Origin of the sequence: Bacillus rugosus, from assembly GCF_023238245.1 — a bacterium.
GTDB lineage: Bacteria > Bacillota > Bacilli > Bacillales > Bacillaceae > Bacillus > Bacillus rugosus.
Genome location: NZ_CP096590.1, coordinates 4,061,971 through 4,079,991 on the forward strand (window position 1 = coordinate 4,061,971; position 18,021 = coordinate 4,079,991).

The window sequence follows — 18,021 nt, forward strand, 5'->3', positions numbered from 1 at the left end:
TAGAGAAAGGAGTTTCAAATGAATAAAATTGCACCCGCAGAAATCGCTAACATGCTCAACGATTGGTACCTTGCGATCAAGAAACATGAAGTTGAAGAGTCCGCCCGTTGTTTTGAAGAAGTAAAGCCTTTATTGGATGACATGGAAGAGGATCAGGAGGTGCTGGCCTACTTCTCCTTATTGGAACTGCGCCATAAGGTTTTGCTTCATGAGGCGAGAGGACAGGGTTTTCAGCATGAAGAGCCTGCTCATATGAATGCTACGTCAGACCTGCTGAAATATTACTTTTTTCTGTTTGAAGGCATGTATGAGGCCTATAAAAATAATTACGATATTGCCATTGGACTGTACAAAGAGGCCGAGCAGTATCTCGGCAACATTCCCGACCCGATTGAAAAAGCCGAATTTCACCTGAAGGTCGGTAAGCTCTATTATAAACTGGGACAAAATATTGTGTCTCTCAATCATACACGCCAAGCGGTCAAAACGTTCAGGGAAGAGACAGACTATAAAAAGAAACTGGCCTCGGCGCTGATCACCATGTCAGGCAACTTTACCGAGATGGGACAGTTTGAAGAAGCCGAAACGTATTTGGACGAAGCGATTCGGATCACGAGAGAATTAGAGGATCATTTTTTTGAAGCCCAGCTTTTGCATAACTTCGGACTTCTTCATGCGCAAAGCGGCAAGTCAGAAGAGGCGGTCTCCAAATTAGAAGAGGCCTTACAAAACGAAGAATACGCATGCTCCTCCTATTACTCTCATTCTGTTTACTTGCTGATTCGAGAGCTGTTTAAGCTCAAAAAGATAGATCAGGCCTTATCTTATTACCAAGAAACGAAGGAAAAATTGAATGCAGAGCCGAATAGAATATGTGAGGCAAAAATAGACATTTTATATGCTATTTATGCAGAAGGAGGTCATGCGGAAACGTTTCACTTATGCAAACAACATATGGATGATTTGGTGTCCAAGAAAGAGTATGACAGTGTAAGAGAACTTTCCATTTTGGCTGGCGAACGGTATAGGGAGCTTGAGCTTTACAAAGAAGCTGCCCACTTTTTTTATGAGGCATTACAAATTGAAGAACTCATCAAACGAACGGAGGTTATATAAATGAAAACATTTCTGATTGGTGCAGGCGTTGCAGCAGTGATTTTATCAGGTTGGTTTATTGCGGACCATCAAACCCATTCACAGGAGATGAAAGTCGCTGAGAAAATGATTGGATAAATGAAAAACCCCCGCGGGATGCGGGGGTTCAATTTAACGAAAGAATCCTAAAACGGTTTGTAGTTTTAGGATTCTTTCATATTTTCAGCGTGATTGAAAACCCTTGAAGTCTAGGAAGGACGAGCATTGGAGCGCAGCGAATGTTTGGAATTCGTGAGCACCAACGCGCAGGCCTGACAACGAATGCAAGGGTTTGTCGACACGCTGAAACCCCCGCGGGTGCGGGGGTTTTCTTATTACAGCAATTTCTTCCCTAGCAGGGATTCTACGAGCTCTACTGCTGTTTGGCCAGTCTTGTTTTCGTGATCAAGAATCGGGTTGACCTCAACGAATTCAGCTGAGGTGATGATGCCTGCGTCATACAGCATTTCCATAGCCAGATGGCTCTCCCGGTAGCTAATGCCGCCGACGACAGGGGTTCCGACACCCGGTGCGTCGTTCGGATCAAGTCCGTCCAGATCAAGGCTGAGATGGACGCCGTCACATGCTGATAAATAATCAAGGGTTTCTTCAATTACCTTTGTCATGCCGAGACGGTCGATTTCGTGCATCGTGTACACCTTCATGCCGCTTTCCTTAATATACTTGCGCTCCCCTTCATCAAGTGACCGGGCGCCGATGATGACGACGTTTTCCGGTTTGATTTTAGGCGCGTAGCCTTCAAGCTTAACCAGTGACTCGTGGCCGATGCCGAGGCTGACAGCAAGCGGCATGCCGTGAATATTGCCTGATGGTGATGTTTCAAGTGTATTCAAGTCGCCGTGCGCGTCATACCAGATGACGCCGAGATTATCGTAATGCTTTGCTGTGCCTGCCAGCGTACCGATCGCAATACTGTGGTCGCCTCCCAGGACAAGCGGGAATTTTTTCTCTTCGATGACTTTGTTGACCTTTTGAGCGAGTTTTTCATTTCCTGCCAAAACTGAATTCAGGTTCTTCAGTTCCTCGTCATTGTTGATCTTTTCGCGGTTGATCGGAATGTCACCGAGATCTTCAACCGTATACCCCATGTCTGACAGCCTTTCGATCAGATGGGCGTACCGGATGGCACTCGGGCCCATGTCCACTCCGCGTCGTGCTTGTCCTAAATCCATTGGCATTCCAATAACCGAAATCGTTTTATCCATCTGTGATTCCACCTCAACATATAAGATAATGTCCTATGCGGGTTATAACAAAGATGACTTGCGGACAATGTTTTTAAAGCTCTAGCTGACGATTTGCCTGCTGGCGTTTTTTAATGACGACATGATAAATGATGTAGCAAATGACCATAAATGGTATGCCGCAATACAGCGCAATACGCTGCTCCGGATCAAATGCAAGGCTGATAAGAACGACCGTATTTAACGTCAGGCCGAGAATCGGCAGCACCGGATATAGCGGTGTTTTGAATTTTAAATCTTCTATCTTGCCGCCTTCACGGATATATTTGCGTCTAAACATGATTTGGGAAAGCGAAATCGTAATCCAGCCGACCTGTGCGCTCATGCCCGCCAATGATAATAGCACCATATATACGGTTTCAGCCTGCGCAAATTTTGTCAGAAGTGACAGGCAGGCAACAGCCATCGTTACGATTAACGAGTACATCGGCACACCGCGTTGATTTGTTTTTCCCAGCGCTTTGAAGGCCTGTCCTTCATTCGCCATCGCGTACAGGATACGTGTCGATGCGTATAAACCTGAGTTCGCAACAGATAACAGCGCAATCAATATAACAAAGTTCATGATATCAGCTGCATACGGGATTCCGATTTGCTCAAATACGACAACAAACGGACTTTCCACGACTCCAGCCTGCTTCCACGGAATCATGCCGGCAATGACAACGATGGAAAGAACAAAGAAGACAAGCGTTCTCCATACTGTCTGTCTGATCGACCGCGGAATTGTTTTTTCAGGGTCTTCACTTTCTCCCGCTGCAACCCCGATCAGCTCAGTTCCCTGAAACGCAAAGTTCACGGTAATCATCGTAATCAGCATTGCCTTTATGCCGTTCGGAAATAACCCGTCTTCATAAAAATGTGTCAGAAACGGCGCCTGCTCTCCGCCTTTCAGGTCAATCAGGCCAAACATGGCAGCTCCGCCGAGAATAATAAATAAAAGGATAATCAAGATTTTAATCCCGGAAAACCAAAATTCAGATTCTGCAAAGGCTTTCGCGGTTATCGCATTTAGTAAAAACATCAGTGCTGCAAATACCAGACACCAAATCCAGACCTCCACATGCGGAAACCAGCGCTGCATCAGCTGTCCCGCTGATAAAAATTCAATGGCGCATGTAACCGCCCAGCCGAGCCAGTACAGCCAGCCGAACGCAAACCCGAAGGCCGGGCTGATAAATTTTGTCGCATAGGTCTGGAAGGACCCCGACACAGGAAAGGCGACCGCCAGCTCCCCTAAGCAAAGCATGGTCAAAAACATGATAAAGCCGCCCACTAAATAGGACAGAACCGCGCCGAGCGGTCCCGCCTGGTTTATGGTAAACCCGGTTCCAAGGAAGAAACCGGTTCCGATCACTCCGCCCAATGAAATCATGAACAAGTGGCGTGATTTCATTGTCCGCTGGAGCTGATTTCCGTTATCTTGGTTTGTATTCACATTCTGCACCCCTTCAGCAACTTGTATTGGATCTAAGCTGGAACATCTACATGGTGCGTATCCCAGTTTGCTGTCCAAAGAGTCTCTATCTATTTAATATAAAATTCACTTCTTCTCATAAAGATACATTATACTAAAATACTGTAGCTGAGCAAATAGGGAGTGCTGATTTTTCTGTTGTAAATTTATACAAGCGAAGTGAATATCCCGCCATGGTGCGGATTTATGCGTTTTGCAGCACGTGCTTAATTTTTTCTATCGCCCAATCCAAATCCTTTTTGGATATGATTAATGGCGGTGCAAAACGAATCACTGTATCATGCGTTTCCTTGCATAGAAGCCCTTCTTCCTTCAAACGCTCACAATAAGGGCGTGCGGCTTCCGTCAATTCCACACCAATAAACAGCCCTCTGCCGCGGACTTCTTTAATGACAGGGTTGTCAATGCTCTCAAGCTCGCTTTTAAAGTATTCGCCAAGCTCAAGAGAACGATCCGCCAGCTTTTCATCCTCCAGCACTTCCAATGAGGCGATAGACACTGCACAGGCAAGCGGGTTTCCGCCAAATGTGGAGCCGTGTGAGCCGGGGTTAAACACGCCTAAGATCTCGCGGTCCGCCGCAATGCAGGAGATCGGGAACACACCGCCGCCAAGCGCTTTGCCCAAGATGTACATATCCGGAACAATGCCGTCCCAGTCACAAGCAAACGTCTTGCCTGTACGTCCAAGTCCCGTCTGAATTTCATCCGCAATAAACAAGACATTCTCTTCCTTACAAATCGCCGCTGCTTCCTGCAAAAACCCTTCAGGCGGAATGACAATGCCCGCTTCGCCTTGAATCGGTTCGAACAAGAATGCCGCTGTATTCGGCGTAATGGCCTGACGAAGCGCTTCCGCATCTCCGTATGGAATTAATTTGATTCCCGGAAGCATCGGGCCGAATCCTCTTTTATATTCCTCTTCAGAAGAAAGAGACACCGCCAGCATCGTCCGGCCGTGGAAGTTTCCGACACATGCGATAATTTCCGCTTGATTGTCGGCTACGCCCTTCACTTCATAAGCCCAGCGTCTCGCCGCTTTCACCGCAGATTCAACCGCTTCAGCTCCTGTATTCATCGGCAAAATCATCTCTTTGCCTGTCAGCTTAGCTGTTTTTTCATAAAATGGCCCAAGCTGATCGTTGTGAAATGCGCGTGATGTGAGGGTGATTTTATCAGCTTGATCCTTCAATGCCTGAATAATTTTCGGGTGTCTATGACCCTGGTTTACCGCAGAATAAGCACTCAGCATATCCATATATTCATTGCCTTCCGGGTCCTTTACCCAAGCACCCAGCGCTTCAGAAATGACAATTGGGAGCGGGTGGTAATTGTTTGCTCCATAATGAGACGTCTGATCAATAATTTCTTTGGATTTAGATAAAGCTGGCATATTTGAATTCCCCCTTGTTTTCTGTTTCAACATGTTATCCTGCTTTCCCTTTATATAAATGCAAGTTCTGTGCCAAATCAAGATTTCGTGTGTTTTCTACAAATTTCGTGGACAAGGTGCAAAAACATTCAGATATTTCGAGCAAAAATTTCAGCAAGTGCAAAATTCTTTTGCATATCCTCTACATTCTTTTATAAAATAGAAGCAATATTAAGAAAATAATTGAGGGAGGTTCATACAGTGGTCAAAGACAGCGAATTCCTCACATTGGTTTTTCAGAGCATTTTGGATGAAATCGATGTTGGCCTGCACGTGGTAGACGAGCACGGAAACACGATCGTTTATAACAATAAAATGATGCAGATTGAAGATATGGAGAAGCATGATGTCATGAATAAAAATCTGATGGATGTGTTTATGTTTTCAAAGCAGCAGGACAGCACACTTGTACAGGCCCTTCAGGAAGGCAAAACGATTAAAAACGTCAAACAGAGCTATTTCAATAATAAAGGCCAGGAAATCACAACGATCAATCATACATATCCCATCGTCAAGGACGGCAAGATCAGGGGCGCAGTCGAAATTGCCAAGGATGTGACTAAGCTTGAACGGCTGATCAGGGAGAATATGAACAAAAAAGGCAGCACAACCTATACGTTTGACAGCATTCTCGGCACCAGCCCGGCCATTCAAGACGTCATCGAAAATGCCAAGCGGGCAACGCGCACGTCGTCATCTGTCCTTCTCGCAGGCGAAACCGGCACGGGAAAGGAGCTGTTCGCGCAAAGTATCCATAACGGCAGCGACCGTTCAGGCGGACCGTTTATTTCGCAAAACTGTGCAGCGCTGCCAGACAGCCTTGTGGAAAGCATTTTGTTTGGAACAAAGAAAGGTGCGTTTACCGGCGCTGTAGACCAGCCCGGCCTGTTTGAACAAGCCCATGGCGGCACGCTGCTGTTAGATGAAATCAACTCGCTGAACCTCAGCCTTCAGGCAAAGCTGCTGCGCGCCCTTCAGGAACGGAAAATCAGGCGTATCGGTTCGACTAAGGATACGCCGATTGACGTGCGTATTATTGCCACGATGAATGAAGACCCGATTGATGCGATTGCGGGCGAACGGATGCGGAAGGACTTGTATTACAGGCTGAGCGTTGTGACGCTGATTATCCCGCCGCTTCGAGAACGAAAAGAAGACATTTTGCTTCTCGCGTCGGAGTTCATCCAGAAAAACAACCACCTGTTTCAAATGAATGTCGAACATATCAGCGAAGACGTGAAGCAATTTTTCCTATCTTATGACTGGCCGGGAAATATTCGTGAGCTTGAGCATATGATCGAAGGCGCCATGAATTTCATGACGGACGAGCAAACGATTACGGCATCCCATCTGCCCTATCAATACCGCATGAAAATCAAGCCGGCAGACATCCCAGAGCCTGAAACACCACGACACCAGCCGGCGGCGGACTTAAAAGAAAAAATGGAGAGCTTCGAAAAATATGTGATTGAAAATGTGTTAAGAAAACACGGCCATAACATCTCACAAGCTGCTCAGGAACTTGGCATCAGCAGACAAAGCCTCCAATACAGGCTGAAGAAATTTTCTCACCCGCCTGCCGAGTAACAGCCCTATTCCGGCGCAGGAAGCCTGATCAGAAAAACGGTGCCTCTGCCGATTTCACTTTTTACTTCAATCGTCCCATTATGGCTGTCGATAATCGATTTCGTAATGGCAAGCCCCAGTCCCGACCCTCCATATTTTCGGGAGCGGGATGGGTCTGCCCTGTAAAACCGGTCAAATAAATGCGGCAAATGCTCCGGCGCGATACCTGTGCCGTTGTCCGCTATCATTAGCATGACGCCGTCATTGTCTTTTTGCAGCGAGATGGTGATGGCACCGGTTTTCTCATCTGTGTACTGTACTGCGTTGTAAACCAAATTCAGAATGACCTGTTTCATTTTATCCCTGTCATACACCGTTTCAGCGTGATCATCAAGCAGCAGCTGCAGTTTTCTTTCCTTCGCAAGCAGACTGAGCTGCAGCTCCATTTCCCTTATGAGCGAATCTAGATCACCTATCTTCATTTCAAAGCTCGGCACCCGATCGATTTTTGCAAGAAACAGCAGATCCTCTATCAGCCGGGTGGCTCTCTTCGATTCTTCATACATACTATTCAGCGCCCTATCTCTCTGCTCCGGCTGAAGCGCGGCGCCCCGCAGCAGCACTTCGATAAAGCCATGTATGGACGTTAAAGGCGTTCTCAGCTCATGCGAAGCATCTGATACAAATTGCCGGATGCGCTCCTTCGCTTCTTTTTCTGCTTTGAATGACGTTTCAATCCGCTCCAGCATGCGATTAAACGAAATGGCAAGCGCATCGATTTCCATTTGTTTTCGATAAACAGGAAGCCTTTTATTTAAATTTCCCGCATTGATATGCCCCATCATATGTACCATTTGTGATAACGGTTTAAGCGTATGCCGGACCACGGGCAAGAATGTAAAAAGCCCGAGCAGGAGCGCAACAAGCGAGAGCGTGGAGTAAATGCTGATTTGCCGAAGCAGCACGTCCTTCAGCGGTGCGGTTAAAGTGCTCATTTGGATCACGCCTGCTTCTTTTCCATCAATATTAATAGCCTGAAACACAACCAGCGCTTCCTCGCCTGCTTCATTTTTCGTGATTCTGTAATGCAAGGCCATCGTATCTTTCAACGCCTCATCATATACACTTTTTTTAAATGTTGGCGGTGCTCCCGCATATGGGTCCGTCGACAATACCGTGCTGGCTTTTGTTTTTTTATCAATAAAAACAATTGTCACACCTGGATAAATAAAGGCGGGACGGACAGCACCATCTGACTTGTCCGGGCTGTCGGGATTGCTTTTGTATCTTTCAATGTTTTTCCATATGGTCGGCTCCGTCGAGTTGATATAACTCTGAATGCTGACAGCTCGGTTTTCATATAAGAGGCGTTTTCCAAACACATATTGCATGGCGCCGACAAAAACCAATAGAAGAACGAGTATGCATAACGAGCGGAATAAAAGCTGAAAACGCAGCGTTTTGAATCGTTTTTTCATTCAATATCCATCCGATAGCCCGCGCCCCGTACAGTACGGATCACTTCATGCTTTTTGTCATTCAATTTTTCCCGCAAGGAACGGATGTACACTTCGACAATATTTTCTTCCCCGTAAAAGTCATAGCCCCATACTTTATCCAGAATCCTTGCTTTACTGAGCACAAGGCCATGATTCAGCACCAACAATTTCAGCAGCTCGTATTCCGTTGCCGAAAGCTTCAGCACTTCTTCCTGATAACGGATTTCTCTGCGCCGGTCATCAATCCGAAACGGGCCGAGCGTGACTTCTTCGAACAGGTTAGGGAAGTGATCCCGAATTCTTGCATAGATACGCGCCAGCAGCTCTTCAAAGCTGAACGGTTTGATCATATAGTCATCAGCGCCCTCTGTCAGCGCTTTTACCCGGACCCCCACCTCATCCTTTGCCGTGAGCATAATAACGGCGGTATGGCCGGTTTTTTTCATCATTTTCGATACTTCCAGCCCATCCATTCCGGGCATCATCACATCCAGGATGGCCACATGCGGCTGAAATGTCTTTGCGATGTTCATCGCTGTCATTCCGTCATCCGCTGTCTGAACCTCAAAGCCTTCATTTTCAAGACCCATTGTCAAAAAATCTAATATAGCCGGTTCATCGTCAACGAGCAAAATCTTGATGCCTTTCATCCTATTCATGCTGTGCTCTCTCCTTAGTTGGCATAAACCTCTGATTAGTTTTTTCCCTTCCCCTCCTATTATTCGTTTTTATCTGAAAACCAACTGAATCCTCCCTAAAAATCAGCTGAATTCAGCAAGTTTTCAGCAAGCCCTCATTTGATTTTCAGCTTCGGCCTATACAATAGCCTTAGTTGGTTCAGCCAACAATGAAATCAAAGGAGGAACATCATATGAATATCACCAAAGTTTTATCAGGAGCCGCGCTGGGAACGATTCTCTCAATCAGTTCTTTAACTTCTGCCCATGCCGCTGTCATTCAAAAGGATGACACATCAGCGAAGGTCGAGACGAAGCAGCAGGCTTCCATCACAATAGCAAAAGCAAAACAAGTTGCTTTGAACAAATGCAAGGGTACTGTTCAATCAGCCCAAATGAAGAAAGTGAACGGCACTTACGTTTATGTTGTCAAAGTTCTCGGTGAGGACGGAAAACAGCATACGATGAACGTCAACTGCGACAGCGGAAAAGTTGTGAAACATGACGTTCAAAAGAAACAAAGCTATATTAGCAAATCAAAAGCTCATTCTATTGCTTTGAAAAACTGCAAAGGTGCGGTTCAATCATCTGAGCTGAAGAAAGAAAACGGTGTTTACGTTTATGTCGTGAAAGTAATGGGTGAAGACGGCAGCCTTCACACGTTCCATATCAATGGAGAAAACGGCAAAGTCGCAAAACACGAGCAAAAGAAACAAGCACATATTTCAAAAACAAAAGCGCATCACATTGCACTGAACAAATACAAAGGCGCAGTTCAATCTTCTGAACTGAAGAAAGAAAACGGCGTTTACATCTACGTTGTAAAAGTGCTGGGCGAAGATGGCAGCACTCACACAATCCATGTCAACTGTGACAGCGGTAAAATCTTAAAACAAGAAGTGCAAAAGAAAAACGCAGCCATTACGAAAACAAAAGCGCATAAAATCGCGCTAAACAAATGCAAAGGCACAGTGAAATCTTCTGCATTGAAGAAAGAAAACGGTAAATACGTTTACGTCATTAAAATCACTGCCCAAAACCACACTGAGCAAACAGTGAAAGTGAACGCTGAAAACGGAAGCATTTGCAAATAAAAAATTGATACTTGCCAGCAGTGAAACAACTGCCCGATTCAACGTGTAACACCAGTCTTGTTTTAACACGAAGTTCTAAGTTCATGTCTACCTTTTTCTAAATACTCTTTTAAACTGAACGTGTGTGACCCGCGTTCAGTTCTTTTTACATCATCTCACTAAGGAGGAATACTAATGAATGTAAAAATATTATCTGCAGCTGCCTTAGGCGCCGTCATCTCAATCAGTTCTTTATCTTCCGCACACGCGGCTGTTCTGCATAAAGAGGACACTGCTAAAGTCCAAACAAAGCAGCAGACTTCTATTACACTTTCTAAAGCGAAAACGATTGCATTACACAACTGCAACGGCGCAGTTCAATCAGCTCAAATGAAGAAAGTAAACGATGTTTACGTCTATGTTATTAAGGTGCTCGGCGAAGACGGAAAAGTTCACACCTTCAACATCAACTGCAGCAGCGGAAAAGTCGTCAAGCATCACGTTGACAACAAACAAGCAACAGTCACAAAAGCAAAAGCACAAAGCATTGCACTGAACAAATGCAAAGGTACAGTCAAATCTTCTGCATTGAAGAAAGAAAACGGCATCTATGTGTACGTCATTAAAATTACAGCCAGCAACCACACGGAACAAACCATTAAAGTCAATGCTGAAAATGGAAGGATTTGCAGCTAACAGGCATTGCCTGCTGTTTCACGTGTAACACCCATCTTGTATTTTTCTTCAAATTCGATATATCCTTTTTCAACTGAACGGGCGTGACCCTCGTTCAGTTTTTTTGCATAAAAAAACAGACTGGCAACGGTGCCAGACTGTTTTTATTAACTTCCTAATTGGTCTGCGGAGGACAGCTTAATGTCAACGGATTTTTCTTTTCCGCCCCGGTAAAACTTTACCTTCACCCGGTCACCGACTTTTTTCTGATACAGCCGCTTTCGCAGATCAACAATATCATTTACTTTGTATCCGTCAAACTCCGTAATGACATCCAGTTCCTTCAGCCCTGCTTTTCCGGCAGGTGAGAAGGCATCTACCCCCATCACAACCGCTCCATTGGTGACATTCTTAGGAAGCTTCAATGTTTCATCCCAATGATAGCTTGCGATGTCGCTAAGCGATTTCATCTCAATGCCAAGGAACGGGCGTTTGACTTTGCCGTATTTCTCTAAATCCTCTATCACAGGGATCACAAGCTTAGACGGAATCGACAGACCAATCCCTTCAACCGCCGATTCAGCAATTTTCATTGAATTGATGCCAATGACTTTCCCATCCATATTTAACAAAGCGCCTCCGCTGTTCCCAGGGTTAATGGCCGCATCTGTTTGCAGGACTTCTGCGTTCCAGTCAGGCTGCCCGTCATCGTTTGAATCCACAGGAATTGCCCTCTCTGTACCTGAGATGACGCCCTGTGTGACAGAGCCTGCAAACTCAAGGCCTAATGGGTTTCCGATTGCGATAACCGGCTCACCAGATTTGACTTTATCTGAGTTTCCGAAGTCAGCGACAGCTTTGATCTTGTCGCTTTTCACCCGTAAAACAGCAAGGTCCATCAGCTGGTCGCTGCCGACAAGTTCAGCTGATACACGTGAGCCGTCTTTTAGGCTGATTTCAATTTGGGAAGCGCCCTCGATGACATGATGGTTGGTCACGACATAAGCGGAGTTGTCATTTTTCTTATAGATCACGCCAGAGCCGCTCCCAGCCTCGCCGCTCTCTCCCCAAATATCTGATTTTTGGATGTTCACAACACCGACAACGGCAGGCGACACATTGCTGACAATCTTGGTGACTGCATTGTTGACACTGACATTCACCGTCCTGATTGATTCCCGGCTATTGTTGTTCTGCTGCTGATCTAAGGCACCCGTATCTAACCCTTCATTTGAAAAGTACGGCATGAGAAACGCCATTAATATGGCACCGACAATCACGCCAATCAGACTGGAAAGAAAATATCCTTTTTTGCTTCTCTTTGGCTGTTCAGGAGTAGTATGTTCTTCCTCACGATCGTAATCCACCATATTCCATCCTTTCCAAGAACGTTAATATGGTTATATTGTGGGTTAGAAGCTCCTATAATAGTCATGATTTACATAGAAAAATTATACAGCGCAAAGCGGAGTCGCCTTCTTCGGATCGGTGTCATACAAATCAAATGTCTCACCCGTCACAAATCCTTTAGTAGCCAATGTCTGCTGCACAGACATTCTCGCCAGCTCCTTCATATTGTTATCCTGACTCAAATGCGCCAGGTAAATACGTGACGTCTCGTCGCCAATGACATCAGTCATCGCCAAGGCAGCATCTTCATTTGAAACGTGCCCGACGTCACTTAAAATCCGCCGCTTAATGCTCCATGGGTATCTTCCCATTTGCAGCATGCCGACATCGTGGTTGCTTTCAAACACAAACACATTCGCTGAGCGGATAATCCCTTTCATCCGGTCGCTGACGTATCCCGTATCTGTCATTAATGCGAGCTTTCGGCCGTTATAATGGAATACATAAAACATCGGTTCCGCCGCGTCGTGGGAGACGCCAAACGATTCGACATCAAGTCCGCCAAACGACTTCACCGTCTCCATCGGAAAGACAAACTTTTGATCGGTGTCTATTTTGCCGATCTGGTTCTCCATCGCTTTCCAAGTCTTCTCATTCGCATAGATCGGAAGCTTGTACTTTCTGGCGACTACGCCGAGGCCCTTAATATGGTCACTATGCTCATGCGTCACAAAAATGCCGTCTACATCATCCAGCTTACGCCCAATTTGCGCCATTAGCCCATCCATGGCTTTCCCGCTCAAACCGGCGTCCACCAAAAATGCGTGATCCTCTGTTTCGAGATAAAACGCATTTCCCGTACTCCCGCTCGCAAGTACGCTAAATTGCAAGCTCATGTTTGTCTCACTCCATTATTTTCATTGATCTGTATCTAAAATCGTACTCTCCAAAGCATTTACAGTGAAATACTCTTGTACTGTCTTTTTCTCGCCGTTCACTTTTTTATCGTACTCGACCGTAATTCTCCATACCGGCGCCAGCACCTGCGTACTTGTCAGCGGATATTGTGCTACGTAGCCGAATTTACAGCTCTTCACAGTGCTGTATTCTTTTAATTGATTTTGATAGTACAATAGCTCAACCGCATCCATTTCAGTGATCAAGCTTTCTTTCTGAATTTGCTTGAAGGTCTCAAGCGTTGTCTGGTCGTACGACTCAACCTCATTTTTAGCGTTTAAGTGCAACACCACTTGCCCGATCATATTAGAGGAATTGTCCGTCTTCTGGTAAATATAATGGCCTTCATACGTTTGGAAGAAAATAATTTCTTTCTTCGATTTATCAACCTTCCAAAAATTATATTTTTCACCATCTTGGATTTTTGAAGAAACAAGTGCCTGTGCATCGTCCTCAATATTTTTCTTTGATAGGGCGATCGGATTCGTAAACTTCATTTTCAGGCTTGTTACTTTATGATCATCACTAGGCATGTCCATTAAAGGCTTTTGATCCTTAAGCGCCTCAATTTCCTCCTTAGTAAAGGCCTTTTGATTTGCTGTGATCCGGTAGCCTTCTGTTGCTTCCTTATTCAGGCCTTCGTACGTGATATGGTCAGCCTTCATGTCATGTTCGACATCATTTTTAATGACTTCATATTCTTTGCTGGTAGCCTGCCATTTTTGAAAAAACTGATAGCCTAAGAAAATATCTAAAATGAGGAAGGCAACGATGAAGATTGATTTTGTCTTATTCCACTCCACTGTTTGCCCCCTCCTTCGTCAATAAGTCCTTTGTAATCGGCACAATTTTTCCATTGATTTTCATTGCCCAAACCGGTTCCAATTCAACTAGAGGGTCATCATTGGTTGATGTTGATACCAATTGATAAGCAAGGAAGATCTGGTCAATTTTGTCCGTATCATATTTGGTTTGTTTAGAAAGCAGCATCTTCACTTCGCTGCCGCTCATCAGCTCTGTCTCACTTGTTTTGATCGGATTCGTTCCGAGACTGTAATTCGGCCGCTTATAGCTGAGAATATCATCGTTCGCCCACTGCAACGTAATTGCTGATGTCGCTCCGAACGGTTTAACGGTGCTGTTAATGACCGGCATCTGATCCATAAAGATATAGAAGCTCAACTGCTGGCTGTCATTGATATTGAAAAATTGATAGTGATCCGTCCAGCTTCCCGTATCCTCAAGGTATTTGTGGCTCTTTTTGATTAATTCACCTGTTTGATAAGATGTACTCTGCACCAAATTGCGCTGCTGGAATTGCACTTGGCGCTGGCTTAGATTCACATCTAAACGGCTGATGCCATCTGTCAGCACATTTCTGTTGTTGTAATTTGAATCTTCCCTTACAATGCTCGGGTCGCTGAACAAGGCCTGCTTAAAGGTATTTGTTTTAATTGATTCTGTGACAAATTCTTTCTTGTCCATCGTAAGCGTTTTGTTCGGCAGCAGGAACTCTTTCTTTGAACCAATGGAGAACAAACTGAACGCCGGCATGCTTGATTTCCTGCTGTTCAAGTCATTCATAATGTTCCGGTAGTTTGCCGATTCAACGGTCACTTCCAGAATGAGCTGCTTGCTGTAAGACACCAAATAGATCTTTTTATTCGCTTTCGTTTCGTTGAACGGGATCAGAATATGATCAAACGAACTGTATTCAAATGACTGATTGGACCATTTAAACAGCGTTTGGAAAATATCAATCGGAATTGTGTCGTTGAATTGCAAGTCAAGCTTCGCTTCAAAACCGCCTATTCCATAAAACCAGCTCTTGAATCCAACTTTGTCATACTGATCAGAAATATCTTTGATTCCTTTTACATCCCAATGCGGCAAGTCAGACCAGACTTCTTCATAGGCTTCATTATCGACTCTGTAATGAGCGCCGTCATCATGGATAAACATGTCCCTCGGCCTTACCGTTTCAGACAGCTTTTGGGTGTTTTTTTCGATTTTATGTTTCTCACGCACAGTAGACTCTGTTGATGATGAGCCTTCAGAAAAGTTTGGCTGGAACGTCCATATCCCCCACGTAAACACAAGACTGATGATGACGAGTACCGTAAGTAATATCGTTTTTATATTTTCACGCTTCATCCCAATCATCCTCTTGCTCCTCTTTATATGGAAGAGTAAATGTAATCGTCGTGCCTTTTCCTTCTACGCTGTCCGCCCAAATATCTCCGCCGTGCGCCTGAACCATTTCCCTGGCAATCGCCAATCCCAGACCGGTGCCGCCGAGCTTTCTCGTTCTCGCTTTATCAACCCTGTAGAAGCGGTCAAAGACCTTTTCGACATCTTTTTTCGGAATTCCGATCCCTTCATCCTTGACACTGATATAAAGAAGTTCTTCCTCTTCATTTACATCAATCGTGAATGTGACATGACCGCCTTCCGGTGAGTATTTTAAAGCGTTAGAAATAATATTATCGAGCACCTGTGTAATTTTATCCTGGTCAATCTCGACGTACAGATCTCTGTCCGGCAGATTTCGGATAAATTCCACATGCTGTTCTTTTGTCATTTCAAAACGGTCAATAATAAGCGACATAAACCGGACAATCTGAATCCATTCCCGGTTAAATTGATAATCCTTGCTGTCAAATTTCGAGAGCTGAAGCAGATCATTAACAAGCCGGATCATACGCTCTGTTTCATTTTGCGTCACCATTAAGAAACGCGGGGCAATTTCTTTATTTTCCCACGCACCTTCCGCTAATGCCTCTAAATAACTGCGCATTGTCGTGAGCGGCGTCCGCAGCTCGTGTGAAACATTCGCAACGAACTCTCTGCGTTCCTGATCCATTTTCTCTTGCTCGGTTACATCGTAAATGACAGCGATTAAACCATCGATTTTGCCATGTTCCCTTTGGATCACAGAGAAATTCACGCGAAGCACCGTTAATTCATCATCCCGCTCAATTTCAAGCAGCATAGAATCCTGCTGCTCGACTAAATCTTCAAACGTATAATTCTCTTGAATCCCCAGCAAGCTCGTAATCGGCATTTCTAAGGCTGTTTCACGTGAAACGTTCAATAGCTCCAGCGCCGGGCTGTTTAAGAGAATAATCGCTCCGTTTCGATTTGTAGCGATAACGCCGTCTGTCATATAGGCAATAACAGAAGCAAGCTTTCTGCGCTCTCCTTCTGTCATCGCCTGGGCATCTTCAAGCTCTCTCGTTAAGTGATTAAACGTGGTGGCGAGCTGCCCAATTTCATCATGCCCGTACTTTTTAACCTTCCTCGAGAAATTCCCTTTCGCAAGCTCCATCGCCTGCTTTCTCATATCCGAAAGCGGATGGGTAATGGTTCTTGCCAGAAAAATACCGAGAAGCGCCGTCAAAACAAGCGCCAAACCTGTGCCGGAAGCCAGTATCGTGTTGATAGTCTTCATTTGGTTAAAGACCTCTTCCATGCTCGCGACAACATAGATCGCGCCGACAACCTCTTGGTTTTCAGTCATGACAGGCTTCGCGGAAATGAGAACTCTGATTTTGCTTTTCGGGTCATAGTACTTTCTTAAATAAGATTGTTTAGTAGAAAAAATTCTTTTAAAGATCAGATCGGTCGTTTGTTTCCCTGCTACTTCCTCACCATACGGCTTTGAAGAACCAACCACTTCATAGCTTTTATCTACAAAACTAATTTCCCGGACCTCATCACTTTTCGTGAAGTCATTCAAAATACGGCTGACGTCATCCTTGATGACGGTACTGTCGTTATCGCTTTTATATTCTTGTTCAATATAGTAAGAAAGGTTGTCGATTCGCTGATTCAGCGATTGTTCATAGGAACTGATCAGCGACTTCTCTACCTGATTGACAAAATACACACCAATGATTTGCATTGCAATGATAATCAAAAGCACATAAATCAAGGTAATCTTAAATTGGATCGACCGAAAAAAACCAACCTTATTCATAAGGGCATTAGTCCTGTTCTGGGTTTCTCAAGTAATAACCTACGCCGCGGCGTGTGACAATCCAATTTGGATGGCTCGGGTTGTCTTCGATTTTTTCACGAAGCCGGCGGACCGTTACGTCAACCGTTCTGACATCGCCGAAGTAATCATAGCCCCAAACGGTTTGAAGCAAATGTTCACGGGTCATCACTTGTCCGATATGTTTTGCTAAATAATGAAGCAGTTCGAACTCACGATGAGTCAATTCGATTGTTTCATCTCGTTTTGATACGACGTACGCGTCAGGGAAGATGACGAGAGAGCCGATATGAATCTCATTAGAGGACGGCTCTTCCTCCGCAGGCGCTGTTGTCAGCTGGCGGCGCAGGTTGGCCTTTACACGTGCCAGGAGCTCGCGTGTGCTAAATGGTTTTGTGACATAGTCATCAGCACCAATTTCAAGCCCAATAACCTTGTCAATTTCTGAATCCTTAGCGGTCAGCATAATGATTGGCATATCGTGCTTCTTTCTGACTTCGCGGCATACTTCAACGCCGTCTTTATTAGGAAGCATAATATCTAAAAGAATTAAATCAGGCTGAAGCTCTTCTACCATTTCAACGGCTTCGTTCCCGTCGTGGGCACAGTGCACTTCATAGCCTTCTTTTCTTAAGTTAAATTCCAATATATCTGCAATCGGTTTTTCATCATCTACTACAAGGATCTTTTTATCCATCATTTTGATTTTCCTCCTGCCGAATAACTTCATTTCATCTATATAACATTCATTTCATCAATTATGGCCCATGTAAACAATGGGTCCTTGTCTATTATAACGGTTTAAGGTCAAAAGATAAAAAAAATAAAGGTTTAGAAAAAAACACATGTTTCACCTTTATCCGCCAATTGTTTATCTTTTGTCATGCTGGTCAACTTTTTTTAAAATAGATAACTTTACTGA

16 protein-coding genes and 1 pseudogene are annotated in these 18,021 nt (G+C 44.7%); 5 read left to right on the forward strand and 12 right to left on the reverse strand.

Annotated features, from left to right (window positions below; genetic code table 11):
- Positions 1 to 18 precede the first annotated feature (18 nt).
- Together rapG and M0696_RS20520 are read left to right on the forward strand one after the other, a co-directional pair.
- Positions 19 to 1,116, forward strand: coding sequence for a response regulator aspartate phosphatase RapG (gene rapG / locus M0696_RS20515; protein WP_222142407.1), 1,098 nt, complete (start codon positions 19 to 21; stop codon positions 1,114 to 1,116).
- Complete coding sequence (locus M0696_RS20520) at positions 1,117 to 1,233, forward strand: phosphatase (protein WP_222142408.1); 117 nt, start codon at positions 1,117 to 1,119, stop codon at positions 1,231 to 1,233.
- Between the two features lie 236 nt (positions 1,234 to 1,469).
- Here the strand turns inward: M0696_RS20520 and rocF are convergent, their stop codons facing one another.
- The 3 genes from rocF to rocD all read right to left on the reverse strand — a co-directional run bounded on the left by rocF (position 1,470) and on the right by rocD (position 5,266).
- Positions 1,470 to 2,360: an arginase gene (gene rocF / locus M0696_RS20525; RefSeq protein WP_166846278.1), complete on the reverse strand. Its 891-nt coding sequence runs from the start codon at positions 2,358 to 2,360 to the stop codon at positions 1,470 to 1,472.
- 73 nt (positions 2,361 to 2,433) lie between these two features.
- Positions 2,434 to 3,837: an amino acid permease gene (locus M0696_RS20530; RefSeq protein WP_166846275.1), complete on the reverse strand. Its 1,404-nt coding sequence runs from the start codon at positions 3,835 to 3,837 to the stop codon at positions 2,434 to 2,436.
- Between the two features lie 223 nt (positions 3,838 to 4,060).
- Entirely contained in the window at positions 4,061 to 5,266 is a 1,206-nt protein-coding gene (gene rocD / locus M0696_RS20535; protein WP_075747219.1) for an ornithine aminotransferase, read from the reverse strand.
- 240 nt (positions 5,267 to 5,506) lie between these two features.
- Between rocD and rocR the strand changes: the two genes are divergently transcribed.
- Positions 5,507 to 6,892, forward strand: coding sequence for an arginine utilization regulatory protein RocR (gene rocR, locus M0696_RS20540; protein WP_248602352.1), 1,386 nt, complete (start codon positions 5,507 to 5,509; stop codon positions 6,890 to 6,892).
- 5 nt (positions 6,893 to 6,897) lie between these two features.
- On the opposite strand, the gene M0696_RS20545 is transcribed toward rocR, so the two are convergent.
- Both M0696_RS20545 and M0696_RS20550 read right to left on the reverse strand, forming a co-directional pair.
- Entirely contained in the window at positions 6,898 to 8,349 is a 1,452-nt protein-coding gene (locus M0696_RS20545) for a sensor histidine kinase (RefSeq protein WP_248602353.1), read from the reverse strand.
- Positions 8,346 to 9,029 carry a response regulator transcription factor gene (locus M0696_RS20550; RefSeq protein WP_222142412.1) on the reverse strand — a complete coding sequence of 228 codons (684 nt, stop codon included), beginning with the start codon at positions 9,027 to 9,029 and terminating at the stop codon, positions 8,346 to 8,348. The genes M0696_RS20545 and M0696_RS20550 overlap by 4 nt, the downstream gene beginning before the upstream one ends.
- A 212-nt stretch (positions 9,030 to 9,241) precedes the next feature.
- On the opposite strand from M0696_RS20550, the gene M0696_RS20555 reads away from it, so the two are divergent.
- Together M0696_RS20555 and M0696_RS20560 are read left to right on the forward strand one after the other, a co-directional pair.
- Complete coding sequence (locus M0696_RS20555) at positions 9,242 to 10,141, forward strand: PepSY domain-containing protein (protein ID WP_222142413.1); 900 nt, start codon at positions 9,242 to 9,244, stop codon at positions 10,139 to 10,141.
- A gap of 174 nt (positions 10,142 to 10,315) precedes the next feature.
- Positions 10,316 to 10,816 (forward strand): PepSY domain-containing protein, encoded by a 501-nt coding sequence (locus tag M0696_RS20560; RefSeq protein WP_222142414.1) that lies wholly within the window; start codon positions 10,316 to 10,318, stop codon positions 10,814 to 10,816.
- Here the strand turns inward: M0696_RS20560 and M0696_RS20565 are convergent.
- The 7 genes and pseudogenes from M0696_RS20565 to walR all read right to left on the reverse strand — a co-directional run bounded on the left by M0696_RS20565 (position 10,813) and on the right by walR (position 17,796).
- Positions 10,813 to 10,943: pseudogene (locus M0696_RS20565) on the reverse strand (hypothetical protein). The gene M0696_RS20560 and the pseudogene M0696_RS20565 sit on opposite strands and share 4 nt — an antisense overlap.
- 19 nt (positions 10,944 to 10,962) lie before the next feature.
- On the reverse strand, positions 10,963 to 12,165 hold the full coding sequence (gene htrC, locus M0696_RS20570) for a serine protease HtrC (protein ID WP_222142415.1): 1,203 nt from the start codon (positions 12,163 to 12,165) through the stop codon (positions 10,963 to 10,965).
- Between the two features lie 81 nt (positions 12,166 to 12,246).
- On the reverse strand, positions 12,247 to 13,041 hold the full coding sequence (locus M0696_RS20575) for an MBL fold metallo-hydrolase (protein ID WP_014115842.1): 795 nt from the start codon (positions 13,039 to 13,041) through the stop codon (positions 12,247 to 12,249).
- A 21-nt stretch (positions 13,042 to 13,062) separates the two neighbouring features.
- The gene (walI, locus tag M0696_RS20580; protein ID WP_166846253.1) at positions 13,063 to 13,905 is read right to left on the reverse strand and encodes a WalRK two-component regulatory system regulator WalI; all 843 of its coding nucleotides are present in this window, start codon (positions 13,903 to 13,905) and stop codon (positions 13,063 to 13,065) included.
- On the reverse strand, positions 13,892 to 15,256 hold the full coding sequence (walH, locus tag M0696_RS20585; RefSeq protein ID WP_248602792.1) for a WalRK two-component regulatory system regulator WalH: 1,365 nt from the start codon (positions 15,254 to 15,256) through the stop codon (positions 13,892 to 13,894). Before walH ends, walI begins: the two co-directional genes overlap by 14 nt.
- Complete coding sequence (gene walK / locus M0696_RS20590) at positions 15,246 to 17,081, reverse strand: cell wall metabolism sensor histidine kinase WalK (RefSeq protein WP_166846250.1); 1,836 nt, start codon at positions 17,079 to 17,081, stop codon at positions 15,246 to 15,248. The genes walH and walK overlap by 11 nt, the downstream gene beginning before the upstream one ends.
- Before the next feature lie 7 nt (positions 17,082 to 17,088).
- Complete coding sequence (gene walR, locus M0696_RS20595) at positions 17,089 to 17,796, reverse strand: cell wall metabolism DNA-binding response regulator WalR (RefSeq protein ID WP_166854561.1); 708 nt, start codon at positions 17,794 to 17,796, stop codon at positions 17,089 to 17,091.
- Between the last annotated feature and the right edge of the window lie 225 nt (positions 17,797 to 18,021).

Coding starts and splice junctions, on each gene's coding strand:
- rapG (WP_222142407.1), top strand. CDS start 19: ATGAATAAAATTGCACCCGCAGAAATCGCTAACATGCTCAACGATTGG.
- M0696_RS20520 (WP_222142408.1), top strand. CDS start 1,117: ATGAAAACATTTCTGATTGGTGCAGGCGTTGCAGCAGTGATTTTATCA.
- rocF (WP_166846278.1), bottom strand. CDS start 2,360: ATGGATAAAACGATTTCGGTTATTGGAATGCCAATGGATTTAGGACAA.
- rocD (WP_075747219.1), bottom strand. CDS start 5,266: ATGCCAGCTTTATCTAAATCCAAAGAAATTATTGATCAGACGTCTCAT.
- M0696_RS20545 (WP_248602353.1), bottom strand. CDS start 8,349: ATGAAAAAACGATTCAAAACGCTGCGTTTTCAGCTTTTATTCCGCTCG.
- M0696_RS20550 (WP_222142412.1), bottom strand. CDS start 9,029: ATGAATAGGATGAAAGGCATCAAGATTTTGCTCGTTGACGATGAACCG.
- M0696_RS20555 (WP_222142413.1), top strand. CDS start 9,242: ATGAATATCACCAAAGTTTTATCAGGAGCCGCGCTGGGAACGATTCTC.
- M0696_RS20560 (WP_222142414.1), top strand. CDS start 10,316: ATGAATGTAAAAATATTATCTGCAGCTGCCTTAGGCGCCGTCATCTCA.
- htrC (WP_222142415.1), bottom strand. CDS start 12,165: ATGGTGGATTACGATCGTGAGGAAGAACATACTACTCCTGAACAGCCA.
- M0696_RS20575 (WP_014115842.1), bottom strand. CDS start 13,041: ATGAGCTTGCAATTTAGCGTACTTGCGAGCGGGAGTACGGGAAATGCG.
- walH (WP_248602792.1), bottom strand. CDS start 15,256: ATGAAGCGTGAAAATATAAAAACGATATTACTTACGGTACTCGTCATC.
- walK (WP_166846250.1), bottom strand. CDS start 17,081: ATGAATAAGGTTGGTTTTTTTCGGTCGATCCAATTTAAGATTACCTTG.
- walR (WP_166854561.1), bottom strand. CDS start 17,796: ATGGATAAAAAGATCCTTGTAGTAGATGATGAAAAACCGATTGCAGAT.